The following is a 17,325-nucleotide window of genomic DNA, read 5'->3' as shown; positions in this document are numbered from 1 at the left end:
TTGTGTGTGAATAACAAAACAAGTTTGATGTCATGCAGCAAACAGATAAACGGTATGTCGCAAGACGTCTTTTATGATCAACCAGAGGCCATCAGCAGCAGTATGAACCAGGCGATGAACCACAAGCAGCATTCCTTCCGACGACGCTAAGTCTCTATCGCCCGGTGTCTCTGGCACCTTCCATGACGCGCCTGCCTGGCGCCACGCGCTGAAACATACAGCAGTTATATTTTCTTGATAGTGAATTTCACAACGATGACAACAGGATCTTATATGTTGAATACCTCTATCATTGGTGCCAGCGGCTATACCGGTGCGGAACTGGCAGCCATGGTACTGAAACATCCGCATTTGCAGCTGGCCGGTCTCTATGTGTCTGAAAACAGTCTGGATGCCGGTAAAGCCATCAGCGAACTGCACGGGCAATTACGCGGACTGGTCGATTTACCACTTCAGCCGCTGACTGATGCAGCTGCGGTCGCTAACTCTTCCGATATCGTGCTGCTGGCCACGGCGCATGAGGTGAGCCATGACCTGGCTCCGATTTTCCTGGAAGCTGGCTGTCAGGTCTTTGATCTGTCCGGGGCTTTCCGGGTGAAAGGCGATGATTTTTATACCCGCTACTATGGATTTTCACATCAGCATGCCCAATGGCTGGACGAAGCGGTCTACGGTCTGGCTGAGTGGAACGGTGATGCTATTCGCCAGGCGCAGCTCGTTGCTGTTCCCGGGTGTTATCCGACAGCGTCTCAGCTGGCCCTGAAACCATTGCTGGCAGCCGGGCTGCTGGACACTCAGCAATGGCCGGTAATCAATGCCGTGAGTGGTGTCTCCGGCGCCGGACGCAAAGCCAGCATGGCCAACAGTTTCTGCGAAGTCAGCCTGCAGGCCTACGGTGTGTTTACCCACCGTCATCAGCCAGAAATTTCGGCGCATCTGGGTACTGACGTCATCTTTACCCCGCATCTCGGCAATTTTAAGCGCGGCATCCTGGCTACAATCACGGCCAGACTGGCTCCGGGGGTGACCCCCGAAGCCGTCTCGGCGGCGATGGCAGCAGCCTATCACCAGCCTGGCGAACAGGCGGTCCGTCTGCTGGGCAATCAGGCAGCACGTTTGCAGGATGTGGTAAATACTTGCTTCTGTGACATCGGTTGGCTGGTGGAGGGGCAGCACGTCATCCTGACCTCAGCCATCGACAATTTACTGAAAGGTGCATCGTCTCAGGCGATGCAATGTATCAATATTCGTAATGGTTTTGCGCCGTTGACTGCGCTGGTTGGCTAAGTCTGGCTGTTGAAAGGAGAAGCGGGATGGAACAGTCGCCGTTAGTGATCAAATTGGGTGGAGCCGTATTGTCGTGCAGCGACACGCTCGAGAAAGTCTTTGGAGCCATCAGTGCATATCAGGCGAAGGCGAATCGTCCTTTGCTCCTGGTACATGGCGGCGGTTATCTGGTGGATGACCTGATGAAAAAGCTCAATCTGCCAACGGTGAAGAAGCAGGGGCTGCGGGTGACCCCGGTGGATCAGATTGGCGTGATTGCGGGCGCACTGGCAGGGACTGCCAATAAGATGCTGCAGGGCCATGCGATAAAGTGCGGTGTGAAAGCGGTCGGTCTGGGGCTGGCTGATGGTGGTCTGTGCCAGGTGACTGAGCTTGACCCGGAACTGGGTGCTGTCGGTCAAGCCGCACCGGGTGACAGCAATCTGGTGGCCGGTCTGATGGCATCGGGTTACCTGCCGATTATCAGTTCAATTGGCCTGACGGCTGACGGTGAACTGATGAATGTCAATGCCGATCAGGCCGCTGTGGCCGTCGCCGCGGCACTGGATGCTGAGCTGGTCCTGCTGTCAGATGTCAGTGGCGTGCTGGATGGTAAAGGCCATCTGATTGAATCGCTGACTGAAGTTAAAGCGGATGCGCTGATCCAGCAGGCGGTGATTACCGACGGCATGATTGTAAAAGTGAAAGCAGCGTTTGAGGCCGCCAAAGGTTTAGGACGTCCGGTCGAAATTGCGGGCTGGCGTTATCCGGACAAACTTCTGGCGCTGTTTGAAGGGGAACAAATCGGAACCCGATTTGTGCTCTGAGTCAGCAGATTTACATCCGGACGCTGGCGCAAAATCCGGGTTCGGATATAAAAATTAACCCAATTGAATTTGTCGTTTCAAATATCAAGATTGATACCGCCTGAACGGGATGACCGTCGCGCAGGCAACGAAGGAGAGTAACAATGAGCAAGGTAAACAAAGTCGTATTAGCTTATTCCGGCGGTCTGGATACTTCGGCCATCATCCCATGGCTGAAAGAAAACTATGACTGTGAAGTCGTCGCCTTTGTGGCCGATGTGGGTCAGGGTGAAGCTGAGCTGGAAGGCATTGAAGAAAAAGCACTGGCCTCGGGTGCATCTGCCTGCTACATCGCAGACCTGAAAGAAGAGATGGTCAAAGATTACATCTACCCAAGTCTGAAAACCGGTGCGGTATACGAAGGCAAATACCTGCTGGGCACATCGATGGCGCGTCCGATTATCGCGAAAGCTCAGGTAGAGTGTGCGCTGGAAGTGGGTGCCGATGCCCTGTGTCACGGTTGTACCGGTAAGGGGAACGACCAGGTCCGTTTCGAAAGTGCTTATGCAGCGCTGGCACCTCAGCTGACTGTGATTGCGCCTTGGCGTGAGTGGGACCTGCGCAGTCGTGAAGCCCTGCTGGATTATCTGGCAGAGCGTAAAATTCCGACCACAGCGACCTTAGAAAAAATCTACTCCCGTGACGCCAATGCCTGGCACATCTCAACCGAAGGCGGTGTACTGGAAAATACCTGGAATCAGCCAAATGAGCTGTGCTGGGTCTGGACCAAGGATCCGGAAGATGCCCCGAATACGCCGGAGCAGGTATCAGTCAAAATTGAAAAAGGCGAGATTGTCGCGGTTGATGGCAAAGCCATGTCACCTTATGAAGCGCTGGTGTATCTGAACGCGAAAGGTGCTGAGCACGGTGTCGGTCGGATCGATATCGTAGAAAACCGTCTGGTTGGGATTAAATCCCGCGGCTGTTATGAAACCCCGGGAGGCACCATCATGATGGAAGCCCTGCGTGCGGTGGAACAGCTGGTACTGGATAAAGATTCCTTTGAGTTCCGTGAAAGCCTCGCGCTGAAAGCTTCACATCTGATTTACGATGGCCGTTGGTTTACGCCGCTGTGCCGTTCATTGCTGGCTGCGGCTGATGAGCTGGCGCAGGACGTCAATGGCGAAGTTGTCCTGAAACTGTACAAAGGCCAGGTCACCGCAGTTCAGAAGCGCTCACCAAACAGTCTGTATTCAGAAGAGTTTGCCACCTTCGGCGAAGACGAAGTGTACGATCACAGCCATGCCGGTGGCTTTATCCGCCTGTACTCGCTGGCCAGCCGTATCCGTGCACTGAACGAGCAAAAAAAATAATTCTATCAGCGTAAAGCGCATTACCAATCAAGACATGTGAGCAAAGTCGGTTGTACCGGAAAGGAGAAGTACCATGGCACTATGGGGCGGACGTTTTAGTCAGGCAGCAGATACTCGGTTCAAGCAGTTCAATGATTCCCTGCGATTTGATTACCGCCTGGCGGAGCAGGACATCGTTGGCTCGGTGGCCTGGTCGAAAGCGCTGCGTCAGGTCGGGGTACTGACCGAGGCGGAACAGCAGAAGCTGGAACTGGCTCTGAATGAGCTGAAGCTGGCGGTGATGGAGGATCCGCAACAGATTCTCCAGTCCGACGCTGAAGACATTCACAGCTGGGTGGAGCAACAGCTGATCCACCGGGTGGGTGATCTGGGCAAGAAACTGCATACCGGCCGTTCCCGGAACGATCAGGTGGCGACCGACCTCAAGCTGTGGTGCCGTCAGCAGGGACATCAGCTGCTGATGATGCTGGATCATCTGCAGAGTCAGCTGACAACGGTTGCCCGTGAGCATCAGACCACGGTGCTGCCGGGCTATACCCACCTGCAGCGTGCGCAGCCGGTGACTTTTGCCCACTGGTGTCTGGCGTATGTCGAGATGTTCGAGCGGGACCACTCGCGTCTGAGTGACGCACTGCACCGGCTGGATACCTGTCCGCTCGGCTCGGGTGCGCTGGCCGGTACGGCTTATCCGATTGACCGGGAAGCGCTGGCGCACAGCCTGGGTTTTCACCGGGCGACTCGCAACAGCCTGGATTCAGTTTCGGACCGGGACCATGTGATGGAACTGCTGTCGACGGCGTCGATTTCCATGCTTCATCTGTCTCGTCTCGCGGAAGATATGATTTTTTATAACTCCGGTGAGTCGAATTTCATTGAACTGGCCGATACCGTGACGTCGGGCTCTTCCCTGATGCCGCAGAAAAAGAACCCGGATGCGCTGGAGCTGATCCGGGGTAAGTGCGGCCGTGTCTACGGTTCGCTGGCCGGGATGATGATGACGGTCAAGGCCCTGCCGCTGGCGTACAACAAAGACATGCAGGAAGACAAAGAAGGGTTGTTTGACGCGCTCGACACCTGGCATGAATGTATGGAAATGGCGGCGCTGTGCTTTGATGGTATCAAGGTCAATAAAGACCGGACGCTGGAAGCGGCAATGCAGGGCTACTCCAATGCGACCGAGCTGGCCGATTATCTGGTGGCGAAAGGGATTCCGTTCCGTGAAGCGCACCATATCGTCGGGGTGGCCGTGGTGGCTGCCATTGAGAAGGGCTGTGCGCTGGAGGAGTTGTCACTGGCCGAAATGCAGGCTTTCTCACCGGTGATCGACGCAGATGTCTATCCAATTCTGACCATTGAATCCTGTCTGGAGAAACGCTGTGCCCTTGGCGGGGTTGCGCCGAATCAGGTGGATCATGCGATCGCTCAGGCTGAAAAACGACTGTCAAAACGTCATGCGCCGGGTGTGAAAGTGCGGGGTGCCCGTCTGACCGATCTGGATGCGATTGAAGGGATGGTAGCTTACTGGGCCGGACTGGGCGAGAACCTGCCGCGTCCGCGGAACGAACTGGTGCGAGATATCGGCTCATTTGCTGTTGCCGAGACTCAGGGGATCGTGACCGGTTGTGCATCGCTTTATGTCTATGATTCGGGTCTGGCGGAAATTCGCTCTCTGGGCATTGAAGCGGGCTGGCAGCATCAGGGGCAGGGTAAGGCACTGGTGCAGCATCTGCTGGAAAAAGCCGGTCAGATGGCGATTAAGCGCGTGTTTGTGCTGACTCGTGTGCCGGAGTTCTTCATGAAGCAGGACTTTATTCCGACCTCGAAAACCCTGCTGCCGGAGAAAGTCATGAAAGACTGCGATATGTGTCCGCGTCAGCATGCCTGTGACGAAGTGGCACTGGAAGTGCGGCTGGATCAACAGCATGTGATTCCCAGTGTGAACGTTGCCTGATTTTCTGGTTTATCCCAATAAAAAAGCGCCGGTTCCCCGGCGCTTTTGCTTTCCCGTTTATCATCGAAGGCTGATTAACAACCCGGACCGCAGTCCAGACAGTGTTTGATCATTTCCGGCCCCAGATGCAGTTTGGCGTTCAGATCCCGCAGTGCTGTCCGGACACCTTCTTCAATCACCGGATGATAGAACGGCATATCCAGCATCTGCGCGATGGTCATCTGATTCTGATGCGCCCAGCTCAGCAGGTGGGCCAGATGCTCTGCATTCGGGCCAATCATCTCGGCGCCCAGAAAACGACCGGTGCCGTGTTCACCATAGACATTCAGAATGCCCTGATTGCGCAGCATCACTCGGGAACGGCCCTGGTTTTCAAAGGATACGGTGCCCACTTCGTAACAGCCGCAGTTACCCAGACGTGTGGTAATTTCCCGGCGGCTTTCGCCGACCATGGCGATCTGCGGCTCGGTGAAGACCACGGAAATTTTCGAGCGGCGCAGTCCGGCACGGATATCCGGGAAACGACCTGCATTGTCTCCGGCAATCCGGCCCTGATCGGCCGCTTCGTGCAGCAGCGGCAGCTGGTTGCTGGCATCTCCGGCGATAAAAATCGTGTCAACCGAGGTCTGCAGCGTAAAGTGGTCGGCCACAGGCACCCCGCGTTCATCCAGCGTCAGACTGGTGTTTTCAATCGCCAGTTTGTCGACGTTCGGGCGACGTCCGGTTGCGGCCAGAACATAGCTGAAGTATTGCGTCTCCAGTTTGCCGGTTTGGTTGATGAACTGAATTTCGACTTCATCGCCAACCCGCTTCATGCTCTCGACTTTGACATCGGCATCCAGGTACAGCTCGTCATTGAAAGTCTTGTTGGCATACGCCATGACTTCATCGTCAGTCAGCGGACCCACCTGGCCCCCCAGACCGAAGATTTTCACGTCAACGCCGAGGCGGTGCAGTGCCTGACCCAGTTCCAGTCCGATCACGCCCGGACCAAAGACGGCGACAGATGCCGGTAAGTCGTCCCAGTCAAAGACATCATCATTGATCACCAGACGATCACCCAGCTCATGCCAGGCTGCCGGATAGGCAGGACGGGAGCCGGTGGCGATCACAATCCGCTTGGCTTCGATGCGGGTGTGGCCGTCGACTTCGAGTGTGATGTCATTGATAAATTTTGCAAAACCGCTGATTTTATCTTCAGCTGGGATTTCATCCACGCTTTCCAGCACGAAGCCGACAAAGCGGTCACGCTCGCGCTTCACGCGATCCATCACTTCTCGGCCGTTGATGCGAATCTCACCCTGAGGATGAATGCCGAAGGCTGGTGCTTTTTCAATGTTGTGCACACTTTCGGCAGCGGCAATTAACAGCTTGGAAGGCATGCAGCCGACACGGGCGCAGGTGGTGCCATAAGGGCCGCCTTCAATCATGACAACACTGTCGGTATGTGCTTTGGCTGCCCGGTAAGCTCCCAGGCCAGCCGTACCGCCGCCGATGACAGCAACTTCAACGGTCAAGGTTTTCATTCTACTTCTCCAATGACATTCAGTTCAGGGCGTGGTGGAGGGCAGGGCTGTCGCCCTGCCTTGAGTCGGGAATTAGCCCAGGTAGGTTTCCAGTGCTTCACTGCCGCCGATATGACGACCGCCGATAAAGACCTGTGGCACGGTGCTCTGGCCAGTGATGGCACGCAGACTGACGCTGGTGGCATCTTTGCCCAGAACCACTTCCTCAAACTGCAGACCTTTGTCGATCAGATTCTGTTTCGCTTTGGCACAGAATGGACAGCCTGGTTTGGTGAACACAGTGATCGATTCCTGCAACTGATAGTCAGGGGCGATGTAGCTCAGCATCGTATCGGCGTCGGAAACCTTGAACGGGTCGCCCGGTTCGTCGTTTTCAATAAACATTTTGGTCACGATGCCGTTTTTCACCAGCATGCTGTAGCGCCATGAACGTTCACCGAAGCCCAGATCGTGTTTCTCAACCAGCATGCCCATGCCCTTGGTGAACTCACCGTTACCGTCCGGGATGAACGTGATATTTTCAGCTTCCTGATCGGCTTTCCACGCGTTCATCACGAAGGTGTCATTGACGGACACACACAGAATGTCGTCTACACCGTGCTCTGCAAAAACAGACGCCAGTTCGTTGTATCGTGGCAGGTGGCTTGAAGAGCAGGTCGGGGTAAATGCACCCGGCAGGCTGAAGACCACGACGGTTTTGTCCTGAAACAGTTCATCTGTAGTGACGTTGACCCACTGATCGCCCTGACGGGTCGGGAAAGTGACTTGCGGGATGGCCTGGCCTTCTTTTGATGTAAACATATTGCGCTCCTGTTGGAAGTTTTTCATTTCATAAAACTGTGGGACTTTTTTGTGTTGTCCCTGTCGATGGATGTAGTATCCGAAATACTGTTTGATAGCTCCAATCGTTTGCTGTTATCTTATTAATCGTTCATTTCTATTAAACATTTGGGGAGTGCATGCATGAACATCCGGGATCTTGAATATCTGGTGGCGCTGTCTGAGCACCGGCATTTCAGGAAAGCCGCCGAAGCCTGCTATGTCAGTCAGCCGACGCTGAGCGGGCAGATCCGTAAACTGGAGACTGAGCTGGGGGTATCGTTGCTGGAACGCACCAGCCGCAAAGTTCTGTTTACCGATGTCGGACTGAATCTGGTCAGCCAGGCGAAAAAAGTGCTGCACGAGGTCAAGGTGCTGTCGGAGATGGCCAGTCAGCAGGGGGAGAGCATGGCCGGGCCGCTGCATGTCGGTTTTATTCCGACGGTCGGGCCTTATCTGCTGCCTTTAATTATTCCGGCGCTCAAGCGGGCGTTTCCTCAGCTTGAACTGTACTTGCATGAAGCACAGACGCATGTGCTGGCACAACAGCTGGAAGAAGGTAAGCTGGACTGCATCATTCTGGCGGCGGTGAAGGAAAGCGAGCATTTCAAGGAACTGGCGTTGTACCACGAACCAATGATGGTGGCTGTACCGGAAGCACACCCCTGGTCGGATCGGCATGAGCTGCCTATGTCTGAGCTGAAAGGGCAGACCCTGCTGATGCTGGGAGACGGGCATTGTCTGCGAGATCAGGCGATGGGCTTTTGTTTTGCTGCGGGCGCGAAGGAAGACGGCAGTTTTAAAGCGACTAGTCTGGAAACACTGCGGAATATGGTGGCGGCCGGGAGCGGAATTACCCTGCTGCCGAAACTGGCCACTCCCAATACGTCCCGGCGGGACGGGGTGTGTTACCTCAAGGCCTGCGATCCGGAACCCAGCCGTCTGATTACGCTGGCATACCGCCCGGGCTCACCCCTGAAAGGGCGTTACGAGCAGCTGGCCGAGCAGATCCGGCAAAGTATTACGCCGCATCTGGAACACGGATAATCGAGAGAAAAAAAGCGCGCCTGAGGCGCGCTTTTTAATTGAACTTCAGTGACTGAAGTCGGTAGTGCTGAAATCAGAACAGCTCATCTGAACTGTCGGCTTCGAAGATGCCGCTGTCTGTACCGCCTTCGCCGGCATAGTCTTTCGGTTCTGTGCCCTGAATGAAGTACTCGAACATGGAGGTGTAGTCGGTCTTCCGGGTCAGCTTGCCGGTATCGCGGTCAATACGGACCTGTACAATGCGCGGCGGCAGCTGCTTGCGTTGTTCCGGCACATCTTCAAGCGCTTTTTCCATAAAGCCAATCCAGGCCGGCTGAGCGGTTTTCGCGCCAGCTTCTGCCCCGGCAGTCTGGTCTTTATCCAGATTCGGGTTGTAGCTGGTGCGGCCCAGTTCACGGCTGTGATCATCAAATCCGACCCAGGCTGTTGCAACAACACCGGGACCGAATCCGGTATACCAGGCATCTTTGGAGTCATTGGTGGTACCAGTTTTTCCGCCGACATCGCGGCGTTTCAGAGCCTGACCACGCCAGCCGGTACCGTTCCAGCCGGTTTTGTGTGCCCAGTCACCGCCGCCCCAGATGTTACTTTCCAGCATCTCACGAACCAGGAAAGCGTTCTGCTCAGAGATCACCTGAGGTGCGAGGCGAATGGTCTGCTGGTCAGTTTCGGTCGCGCTGCCCGTTGGCCCCAGCTCTTCCTCACTGATGGCGATATCGTGCATGACCGCGCGGCTGGCAGCAATCTGGTTGCCGGCCAGTTGTTCTTTACGCTGACAGTCTTCATCGCAGACCACATTCGGATGGGCCTGATAGACCAGATTGCCGTAGGCATCTTCCACGCGTTCAATGAAATACGGTTCCACAAAGTAGCCGCCGTTGGCGAACACGGAGAAGCCCTGCACCATTTCCAGCGGCGTCAGGCTGCCTGCACCCAGTGCGATGGCTTCGGCACGCGGCAGATCTTTACGCTTAAAGCCAAAGCGGGTCAGGTAACTGATGGTGTCATCCAGGCCGACATCCTGCAGTACCCGAACTGCCATCACGTTTTTCGATTGAGCCAGGCCACGACGCAGACGGGTCCAGCCGTCATAAACCGGTGGTGAGTTTTTCGGACGCCAGGCTGTTCCCATGCTGTGATCCCGGCTGTCGATCGGGGCGTCGTTGACCAGAGTTGCCAGCGTCATGCCCGAATCCAGACCGGCGGAATAGATAAATGGCTTGATGCTGGAGCCGACCTGACGGATGGACTGTGTCGCACGGTTAAACTTGCTGTGGACGAAGTTGAAGCCGCCCACCATGGCCTGTACGGCGCCGTTATACGGGGAAATAGCAACAAAAGCGGTGTTGGCATCAGGTACCTGGCTCAGCACCCATTGTTCACCTTTCTGCTGAACCCAGATTTGCTGACCCGCAGTCAGAATATCAGCGGCCACGTTTGGCGACGGACCCTGACTGGAATCGGTGATAAAGCGGCGGGCCCACTTCATGCCATCCCAGCTCAGTGTCTGGTGCTGGCCGTCCCGCAGGATTACTTCCGCATCTTTCTGACCGACACCAACCACAACGGCCGGTTCCAGCTCTCCGTAACTTGGTTGTTTCGCCAGATGATCCAGAATTTTCTTTTCTTCCCAGACGGCCTGCTCCGGCATCCACAAGGTCGCAACCGCACCACGGAAACCGTGTCGCTGGTCATAATCCAGCAGGTTCTGAACAGAAGCCTGCTGTGCGGCACGCTGAAGTTTCGGATTGACCGTGGTGTAGACTTTCATGCCCGAGGTGTAGGCATCCTCGCCGTAGCGGTCAATCATCCATGCACGGGCCCGCTCAGCGAAATAAGGGGCGTTGAGCTGGATTTCCGCACCGTGGTAACGGGAAATAATCGGTTCGGCTTTGGCTTGTTCGAATTCGGTACGGGTAATGTAGCCTTCGTCCAGCATCCGGCTCAGAACCACGTTACGACGGGTGGTTGCGCGATCCAGTGAGTAGAGCGGGTTCATCGTTGACGGAGCTTTCGGCAGGCCGCCAATGACAGCGATTTCGCCCAGCGTCAGCTGGCTGATGTCTTTGCCGAAATAGACTTGTGCGGCAGCACCGACACCGTAAGCACGGTAGCCCAGGTAGATTTTATTCAGATAAAGCTCAAGGATCTCATCCTTGGTCAGCAATTGCTCGATATGAACGGCAATGAAAATCTCTTTGACCTTCCGCATGATCTTTTTCTCATTGCTGAGGAAAAAGTTCCGGGCAAGCTGCTGAGTGATCGTACTGGCCCCTTGCTTGGCGGAGCCTGAAACGGCGACGACAACGGCAGCACGGATGATACCGATCGGGTCAATACCGGGATGCTCATAAAAGCGGCTGTCCTCGGTGGCGATCACCGCATGGATCATCTGCGGCGGGATCTGGTCCATTGTCAGCGGGATACGGCGTTTTTCACCAAACTGGGAAATCAGTTCACCGTCTGCGCTGTACACCTGCATAGGTGTTTGTAATTCAACGTTTTTAAGCGTTGCGACATCAGGGAGATCCGGTTTCACGTAAAGATAGAAACCAAAAATCGTACTGACTCCAAGAATGATGCAAATAATTGCAAAGATAAATAATCGCTTTATGAACTTCACTTGAGAATTCCCGTTACACCTTCGTCCGGCCATCCGCGCTACTTCAGTCAGTAGTATAAAGATAACTCAAATAAATTTAACGCCGTCAAAGGTGTTTATTCGAATAATTTTGTCTTGTCGTTACCAGGGGGAGCATACCACGCTATGTTGCACAAGCCAGTTTGGACCGGAATCGATATCGGTCGTCAAAGTGTAAAGGCGGTCGTGCTCAAGCAAAATAAAGGGCGATTCACTTTGTCTGCTTATGCGGAGGTTGCTCTGACCCCGGAAAACGAAGCCGGACAGCTGTCCGGCACAGGGCCTCTTCAGGATAGCGTTTTCCCGGCAGATCAGTTGTCAGCCTTGCGTCAATTACGGACCTTGCTTCCAAAGCGGACCGGGGCATGTGTGTTGTCACTGCCCGACAGTGAGGTCGTTCAGCGGGATATCGGGCTGGAACGGCGTTGGGGGCAGGATGTGGCATCCGCGCTTGCGCAGCAATTGGCTCATCTGCTGGCTGTGGATCCGCAGTCGCTCAGCCTCGACTTTCATCGCTTACCGGATGCAGAAACACCCGGTCATGAGACGGATATGTACCGGGTCTTCGCCGCAAAATCGGCGGCGGTGGAGCAGAAAGTCCGGCTGGCGAGAGAGGCCGGATTTCGTCCGGCAGTGATGGAGCTGCAGGCGCGCACCCTGTTATGGCTGTTACGGTATCTTGAGCAAAACTCCGGCGGTGCGTCCGGCGCTGCATCGGCGATTGTTTGTCAGCATGACTCGGGCTGGGATCTGGCGGCCGGCTCTCGGCATCCCCAGCCTTATCATAGAACCTTTCCTGTGGCAGGGTCACAGGCTGAGTTGAGCCGGGATGTAACCCGTCAGCTGCGCCTGTCCGGCGTCTTTGAAGATGTTGAAAGCCTGTGGCTGACAGGCATTGCATTAACTGAGGATGAACGGGGGTGCTGGCAGCAACTTTGCGGGCTGCCGGTACAATTGCTGACACCACAGCAGGTATTCCCGTATCAGTCAGACACAGCACTGATCACTGCGTCGCAAAGCCGCGACTGGGTGAAGCCGGTTGCATTGGCCATCCGGGGGGCAATGTCATGCTGAGGGCTGTGAATCTGCTGCCGTGGCGGGCGGAGCGACAGGCGGCACACCGGCGCCGTTTTGTCCGGTTGTCGGGCAGTTTCGTTACCCTGGCCGTGCTGGTGATGGGAGGGATGTACGTTTACGAAAACCAGCACCTCCGCGAACTGCAAAGCCGTTATGCGCAGCTCCGGCAGCAGACAGAGGTGCTGGCACCCAGTCTGGCAGCTGTGGCAGAGCAGCAAGCGTTGTCGGAGTTGTACCACAAAAGGCTGCGTCAGTTTTCTGACTGGCATCATGCCCGGTTTCCGTTGATCCATCTGTTGAATGCGCTGCCGGATGTCTTTCCCGAAGCGGTTCAGTTGGAAGCGCTGAGTCTTCGTCAGGCGCAAGTCAGTCTGCGCGGGCTGACACAGGATGCATCCGCTTTGTCACTGTTGCTGGCACGGACAGGCAGCGCGGACTGGCTTCGTCACGGTCAGCTGCATTCCGTCGACAGGGTTGCGCAGCCTTTACCACGACATGTGCCGTCAGGAAGTCAGCGATTCACATTCACCCTGACACTGGCCCCGGTACATTCGGAGGCGGCCTATGACTGACTGGCGTGATCTGACGCTGGAAACTCTGCCGGACTGGCCCTTGCGGTATCAGCTGGTTGTCTGCCTGCTGGTCATGGTGGCAGTTGTGATCGCGGGGAAATGGTGGTTGCTGTCTCCGTTACAGGCTCAACAGTTGCAGTTGAGTGCTCAGGAAAGCGCGCTCAGGAGCCAGATACGCCATCAGCAAACCATCGCCGGGAGCCTGCCACAGTTGCAGGTTCAGACACAGCAGCTGCAGACCGATTACCGGCACCAGGCGATGCGCCTGCCCGGACCGGCAGCATGGACGACAGTGCTGGGGGATATTGAGCTTGAAAGCAGACGGTCTGGCGTCCGGTTGCACGGGCTGAACTGGCAACAAAATCAGCAGTATGACTGGTATGCCATGCAGCCGGTGCAGTTCGAGCTGAGCGGCAGTTATGCCGCTGTCGGACAGTTTTTCGCGCAGATGGCAGCCAAATCCTGGCTGCTGATCATGGACGAGTTAGAGATACAGCCGGATGAACAAGTGCCGGGCGAGCTCAGGGTACAGGGCACCGCTCAGTTGTACCGGGCGGCGGAAGAGGTTCAGCCGGAAAATAGCGTTCCGGACAGTGAAGGTGCAGCAGGAGATAGGCGATGACCGCACGAAAATGCATCTTGTTTATCGTGGCGTTCACGGCTGTGATTTTGCTGACCCTCAGTGCCCCGTCGTCTGCGATTCATTTTCAGGAAGCTCCGGTGTTTTCGGCCCGTCCTGTGCGACAGCTGTTTGTGACGCCCAGTCCGGAAAGCCTGACAACTGAAGCTGTTGCTTGCTCGGAGCAATTTTCCGGCACTGCGGAGATGAAGGGGTTTCGGATGATCGGCAGTTTACGAGACCGTATGGGGCTGTGGGCGGTGCTCAGCGATCCCTCCGGCCGTCTGTACCGGGTGGCGGAGGGGCAGGTTTTTGGCCGCACGGGCAGGATCGCGGAGGTGACACTGGCTCACACCGTGATCGAATGGCCGGGCGATGCACATTGTGCCGGAAACATCATCCTTCAGTTAACGGACGGAGAGTCTTAACGGTAGCTTCATCCTTTCTCCTATCAGCTCTATCAATCAGGAAGATTTACACATTATGCATCACCTCTGCATTCTATTGGCTCTGTTTTGGTGTCTGTCGGCCGGGGCGCTGGCGACTCCGCTTCAATCGGCGGATTTAGACGACCAAGAAAATACGATCTCACTCAACTTCCAGGATGTGCCTGTGCGCCAGCTGCTGCAGATGATGGCAGATCACCGGCAGGATAATCTGGTCATTTCCGATGCGGTGCAGGGCAATATCACCCTGCACCTGACCGATGTTCCCTGGTCACAGGCGATGGACAGTATTCTGACCCTGAAAGGGTTGGCCTACAGGCGGCAGGGGAACGTGATGATGGTCGCGCCCAGAGCTGAGCTGGCTGGCGGAACTGCTGGTCAGGCAGAGTCTCAGACATCACTGAAGACCCGGGTGATCCCGATTCGCTATGCCAAGGCGACGGAGCTGGCAGCGTTGCTGTCCGGTTCAGAAGGTCAGCCCAGTTTGCTCTCCGCGCAAGGTGCTTTGCATGTGGACGACAGAACCAATGCGCTGATTGTGAAAGATGTCGCGGAGAGCCTGGAAAGTCTGCTGCTGATTATTGACCGATTGGATCAGCCGGTCCGGCAGGTGCAGATTGAAGCCCGGATTGTCAGTATGAACGAGAAAGATACGGCCGATCTCGGCGTACGCTGGGGGATGCTTGAAAATAACGGCAGCGTGACTGTCGGCGGCTCAATTGACAGTAATCTGGCAGCACTGAACAGCGACGGGACACCAGATCTGAACGACTTTCTGAACGTTAATCTTGGTGCGCAGCACGGCGCCGCCCGAATTGCGTTTCAGGTTGCCCGGCTGGGGGATCAATTGCTGGATTTAGAGCTGTCTGCACTGCAGGCCGAAGAGAAAGCTGAAATTATTTCCAGCCCGCGTTTGGTCACTACCAATAAGAAAATGGCCTATATTGAGCAGGGGACTGAGATCCCCTACCTGGAGGCAGCTTCCAGCGGTGCCGTCTCGGTCTCATTCAAGAAAGCAGTGCTGAGCCTGATGGTGACCCCGCAGATTACACCGGACGATAAGCTGATTCTGGATTTGGAAGTCACCCAGAACAAACCGGGAGAAACCGTGAACACGGGGACGGGTCAGGTGGTGGCCATTGATACACAGCGGATTGGGACGCAGGTGCTGGTGGACCACGGTGAAACTATTGTTCTGGGTGGCATTTTTCAGCATCAGTCCAGTCAGTCGGTCCGCAAAGTCCCTTTGCTGGGGGATATGCCGTTGCTGGGCCGTCTGTTCCGGCAGACTCTGGAGCGGGAGGGCAGGCGCGAGTTACTCATTTTTGTGACGCCGAAAATCCTGCGTTAGTCAGGCAGGATGCCGTTGCCGGGGCGATCCCGGAACAGAGATAACGGCCTTGGGGACGACTGGCTATTGCCAAACAGCTGTCAGTCCTGAGATAATTTTCGGTCTTATCACGATTGAAATGTGAGGAAGTTGGCGCCTCGGGCTTGTAAATCAAAAGCCTGTGGGCGGTTTTGTCTATTTTTTAACCGCGCGTATATTTGCTAAACATGGCTGAAAAACGAAATATTTTCTTGGTAGGCCCAATGGGAGCCGGTAAAAGCACCATTGGCAGACACCTTGCACAGCAGTTACATATGGAGTTTCTGGACTCAGATTCTGTGATCGAAGAACGGACTGGTGCTGATATCAGCTGGGTCTTCGATGTAGAAGGCGAGGCGGGATTCCGTGCCCGTGAAGAAGCGGTCATCGATGATCTCACCCAGGAGCAGGGTATTGTGCTGGCGACCGGGGGTGGCTCGGTGAAAAGCAAAGAGAGCCGTAACCGTCTTTCTGCTCGCGGTATCGTGGTATATCTGGAAACCACCATTGAGAAACAGCTGGCACGTACTCAGCGCGACAAGAAGCGCCCGCTGCTGCAGACGGACAACCCCCGCGAAGTACTGGAAGCGCTTGCAGAAGAGCGTAATCCATTGTATGAAGAGGTGGCAGACTACGTCGTGCGTACCGACGACCAGAGTGCAAAGGTCGTTGCCAATCAAATTATCAAAATGCTGGAAGAGCGTTAACTACGGGGACACAGAGAGCCATGGAGCGGATTACAGTTAATCTGGGTGAGAGAAGTTACGAGATTTCAATTGGCACCGGATTACTGTCCAGTCCGGATTACTTTTCCTCTGTGGCCGGTCGCCGGGTTGTGATCATCAGCAACGATACGGTTGCCCCGCTTTATGCCAGTACATTGCAGGCCACGCTTCGCCCGTTAGCGAAAGATGTGGCCCTGCTCAACCTGCCGGATGGCGAGCAGTACAAAACCCTCGATACTTTCAACCAGATTATGACCTTCCTGCTGGAAGGCAGTTATGGCCGTGACGTGGTGCTGGTGGCACTGGGTGGCGGTGTCATTGGCGATGTGGTCGGTTTTGCTGCGGCCAGCTTCCAGCGTGGTGTGGACTTTATTCAGGTGCCGACCACGCTGCTGGCACAGGTTGACTCTTCCGTCGGCGGCAAAACAGCCGTGAATCACCCGCTGGGCAAGAATATGATTGGTGCCTTTTACCAGCCGCAGGCGGTCGTGATTGATACTGATTGTCTGAAAAGTCTGCCGGCACGTGAGTTCGCTGCAGGCATGGCTGAGGTGATTAAATACGGGATTATCGCTGATCAGGATTTCTTCATCTGGCTGGAGCAGAATATTGCTCAGCTGCGTGCGCTGGACTCTGTGGCGCTGGGTCAGGCGATTGCCCGATGCTGTCAAATTAAGGCCGATGTGGTTGCCGCGGACGAGAAAGAGTCAGGTGTACGCGCGCTGCTGAATCTGGGTCACACTTTTGGTCATGCGATTGAAGCTGAGATGGGGTATGGTAATTGGCTTCACGGTGAAGCTGTGGCTGCCGGTACAGTTCAGGCAGCCCGGACAGCATGTCTGTTAGGCTTGCTGACTTCAGCACAAGCGGAAAAAATCCGTGCGCTGCTGGAACAGGCCGACTTGCCTGTACTGGCACCGGAAACCATGAACTTTGACCACTATATCAAACACATGATGCGGGATAAGAAAGTGTTGTCAGGCAAGCTCAGACTGGTACTGCCCACCGGTATAGGTCAGGCAGAAGTTGTCTCTGATGTGCCTCATGACATCCTGCGTCAGGTGATTGAACCCTGATGTTGTAATGAT

General features: G+C 55.4%; 15 protein-coding genes. 12 read left to right on the top strand and 3 right to left on the bottom strand.

What is annotated here, in order from left to right; genetic code table 11:
- The first annotated feature begins 273 nt into the window (after positions 1–273).
- The 4 genes from argC (at position 274) to argH (ending at position 5,396) form a co-directional block, all read left to right on the top strand.
- On the top strand, positions 274–1,287 hold the full coding sequence (gene argC, locus ACYP03_RS14620) for an N-acetyl-gamma-glutamyl-phosphate reductase (protein ID WP_459780643.1): 1,014 nt from the start codon (positions 274–276) through the stop codon (positions 1,285–1,287).
- A gap of 26 nt (positions 1,288–1,313) precedes the next feature.
- Complete coding sequence (gene argB, locus ACYP03_RS14615; RefSeq protein WP_459780641.1) at positions 1,314–2,093, top strand: acetylglutamate kinase; 780 nt, start codon at positions 1,314–1,316, stop codon at positions 2,091–2,093.
- A gap of 143 nt (positions 2,094–2,236) precedes the next feature.
- Complete coding sequence (locus tag ACYP03_RS14610; RefSeq protein ID WP_248144423.1) at positions 2,237–3,445, top strand: argininosuccinate synthase; 1,209 nt, start codon at positions 2,237–2,239, stop codon at positions 3,443–3,445.
- A gap of 73 nt (positions 3,446–3,518) precedes the next feature.
- Entirely contained in the window at positions 3,519–5,396 is a 1,878-nt protein-coding gene (argH, locus tag ACYP03_RS14605) for an argininosuccinate lyase (protein WP_459780639.1), read from the top strand.
- Positions 5,397–5,470: 74 nt separating this feature from the next.
- On the opposite strand, the gene ACYP03_RS14600 is transcribed toward argH, so the two are convergent.
- Both ACYP03_RS14600 and ACYP03_RS14595 read right to left on the bottom strand, forming a co-directional pair.
- Complete coding sequence (locus tag ACYP03_RS14600; RefSeq protein WP_459780637.1) at positions 5,471–6,922, bottom strand: dihydrolipoyl dehydrogenase; 1,452 nt, start codon at positions 6,920–6,922, stop codon at positions 5,471–5,473.
- 72 nt (positions 6,923–6,994) lie between these two features.
- Complete coding sequence (locus ACYP03_RS14595) at positions 6,995–7,723, bottom strand: glutathione peroxidase (RefSeq protein WP_330961353.1); 729 nt, start codon at positions 7,721–7,723, stop codon at positions 6,995–6,997.
- Positions 7,724–7,885: 162 nt separating this feature from the next.
- Here ACYP03_RS14595 and oxyR point away from each other — a divergent pair, with 162 nt between their 5' ends.
- Positions 7,886–8,788 (top strand): DNA-binding transcriptional regulator OxyR, encoded by a 903-nt coding sequence (gene oxyR, locus ACYP03_RS14590; protein ID WP_248144419.1) that lies wholly within the window; start codon positions 7,886–7,888, stop codon positions 8,786–8,788.
- 73 nt (positions 8,789–8,861) lie between these two features.
- Here the strand turns inward: oxyR and ACYP03_RS14585 are convergent, their stop codons facing one another.
- Positions 8,862–11,411, bottom strand: coding sequence for a penicillin-binding protein 1A (locus ACYP03_RS14585; RefSeq protein ID WP_330961351.1), 2,550 nt, complete (start codon positions 11,409–11,411; stop codon positions 8,862–8,864).
- 144 nt (positions 11,412–11,555) lie between these two features.
- Between ACYP03_RS14585 and pilM the strand changes: the two genes are divergently transcribed.
- The 7 genes from pilM to aroB all read left to right on the top strand — a co-directional run bounded on the left by pilM (position 11,556) and on the right by aroB (position 17,313).
- Positions 11,556–12,503: a type IV pilus biogenesis protein PilM gene (gene pilM, locus ACYP03_RS14580; protein ID WP_459780635.1), complete on the top strand. Its 948-nt coding sequence runs from the start codon at positions 11,556–11,558 to the stop codon at positions 12,501–12,503.
- Positions 12,497–13,078 carry a PilN domain-containing protein gene (locus ACYP03_RS14575; RefSeq protein ID WP_459780634.1) on the top strand — a complete coding sequence of 194 codons (582 nt, stop codon included), beginning with the start codon at positions 12,497–12,499 and terminating at the stop codon, positions 13,076–13,078. The genes pilM and ACYP03_RS14575 overlap by 7 nt, the downstream gene beginning before the upstream one ends.
- Entirely contained in the window at positions 13,071–13,700 is a 630-nt protein-coding gene (locus ACYP03_RS14570; protein ID WP_459780632.1) for a type IV pilus inner membrane component PilO, read from the top strand. The genes ACYP03_RS14575 and ACYP03_RS14570 overlap by 8 nt, the downstream gene beginning before the upstream one ends.
- Positions 13,697–14,125, top strand: coding sequence for a pilus assembly protein PilP (locus ACYP03_RS14565; protein ID WP_459780630.1), 429 nt, complete (start codon positions 13,697–13,699; stop codon positions 14,123–14,125). The genes ACYP03_RS14570 and ACYP03_RS14565 overlap by 4 nt, the downstream gene beginning before the upstream one ends.
- Positions 14,126–14,180: 55 nt before the next feature.
- Positions 14,181–15,494 (top strand): type IV pilus secretin PilQ, encoded by a 1,314-nt coding sequence (locus ACYP03_RS14560; RefSeq protein ID WP_459780629.1) that lies wholly within the window; start codon positions 14,181–14,183, stop codon positions 15,492–15,494.
- Positions 15,495–15,700: 206 nt separating this feature from the next.
- Complete coding sequence (gene aroK, locus ACYP03_RS14555; protein ID WP_248144412.1) at positions 15,701–16,219, top strand: shikimate kinase AroK; 519 nt, start codon at positions 15,701–15,703, stop codon at positions 16,217–16,219.
- Positions 16,220–16,239: 20 nt separating this feature from the next.
- Positions 16,240–17,313 (top strand): 3-dehydroquinate synthase, encoded by a 1,074-nt coding sequence (aroB, locus tag ACYP03_RS14550; protein WP_330961346.1) that lies wholly within the window; start codon positions 16,240–16,242, stop codon positions 17,311–17,313.
- Positions 17,314–17,325: the final 12 nt, after the last annotated feature.

The sequence above is a fragment of the Photobacterium sp. R1 genome (assembly GCF_054600795.1).
The sequence above is the reverse complement of the archived record's forward strand: the minus strand, read 5'-3'. Positions and strand labels throughout refer to the sequence as shown.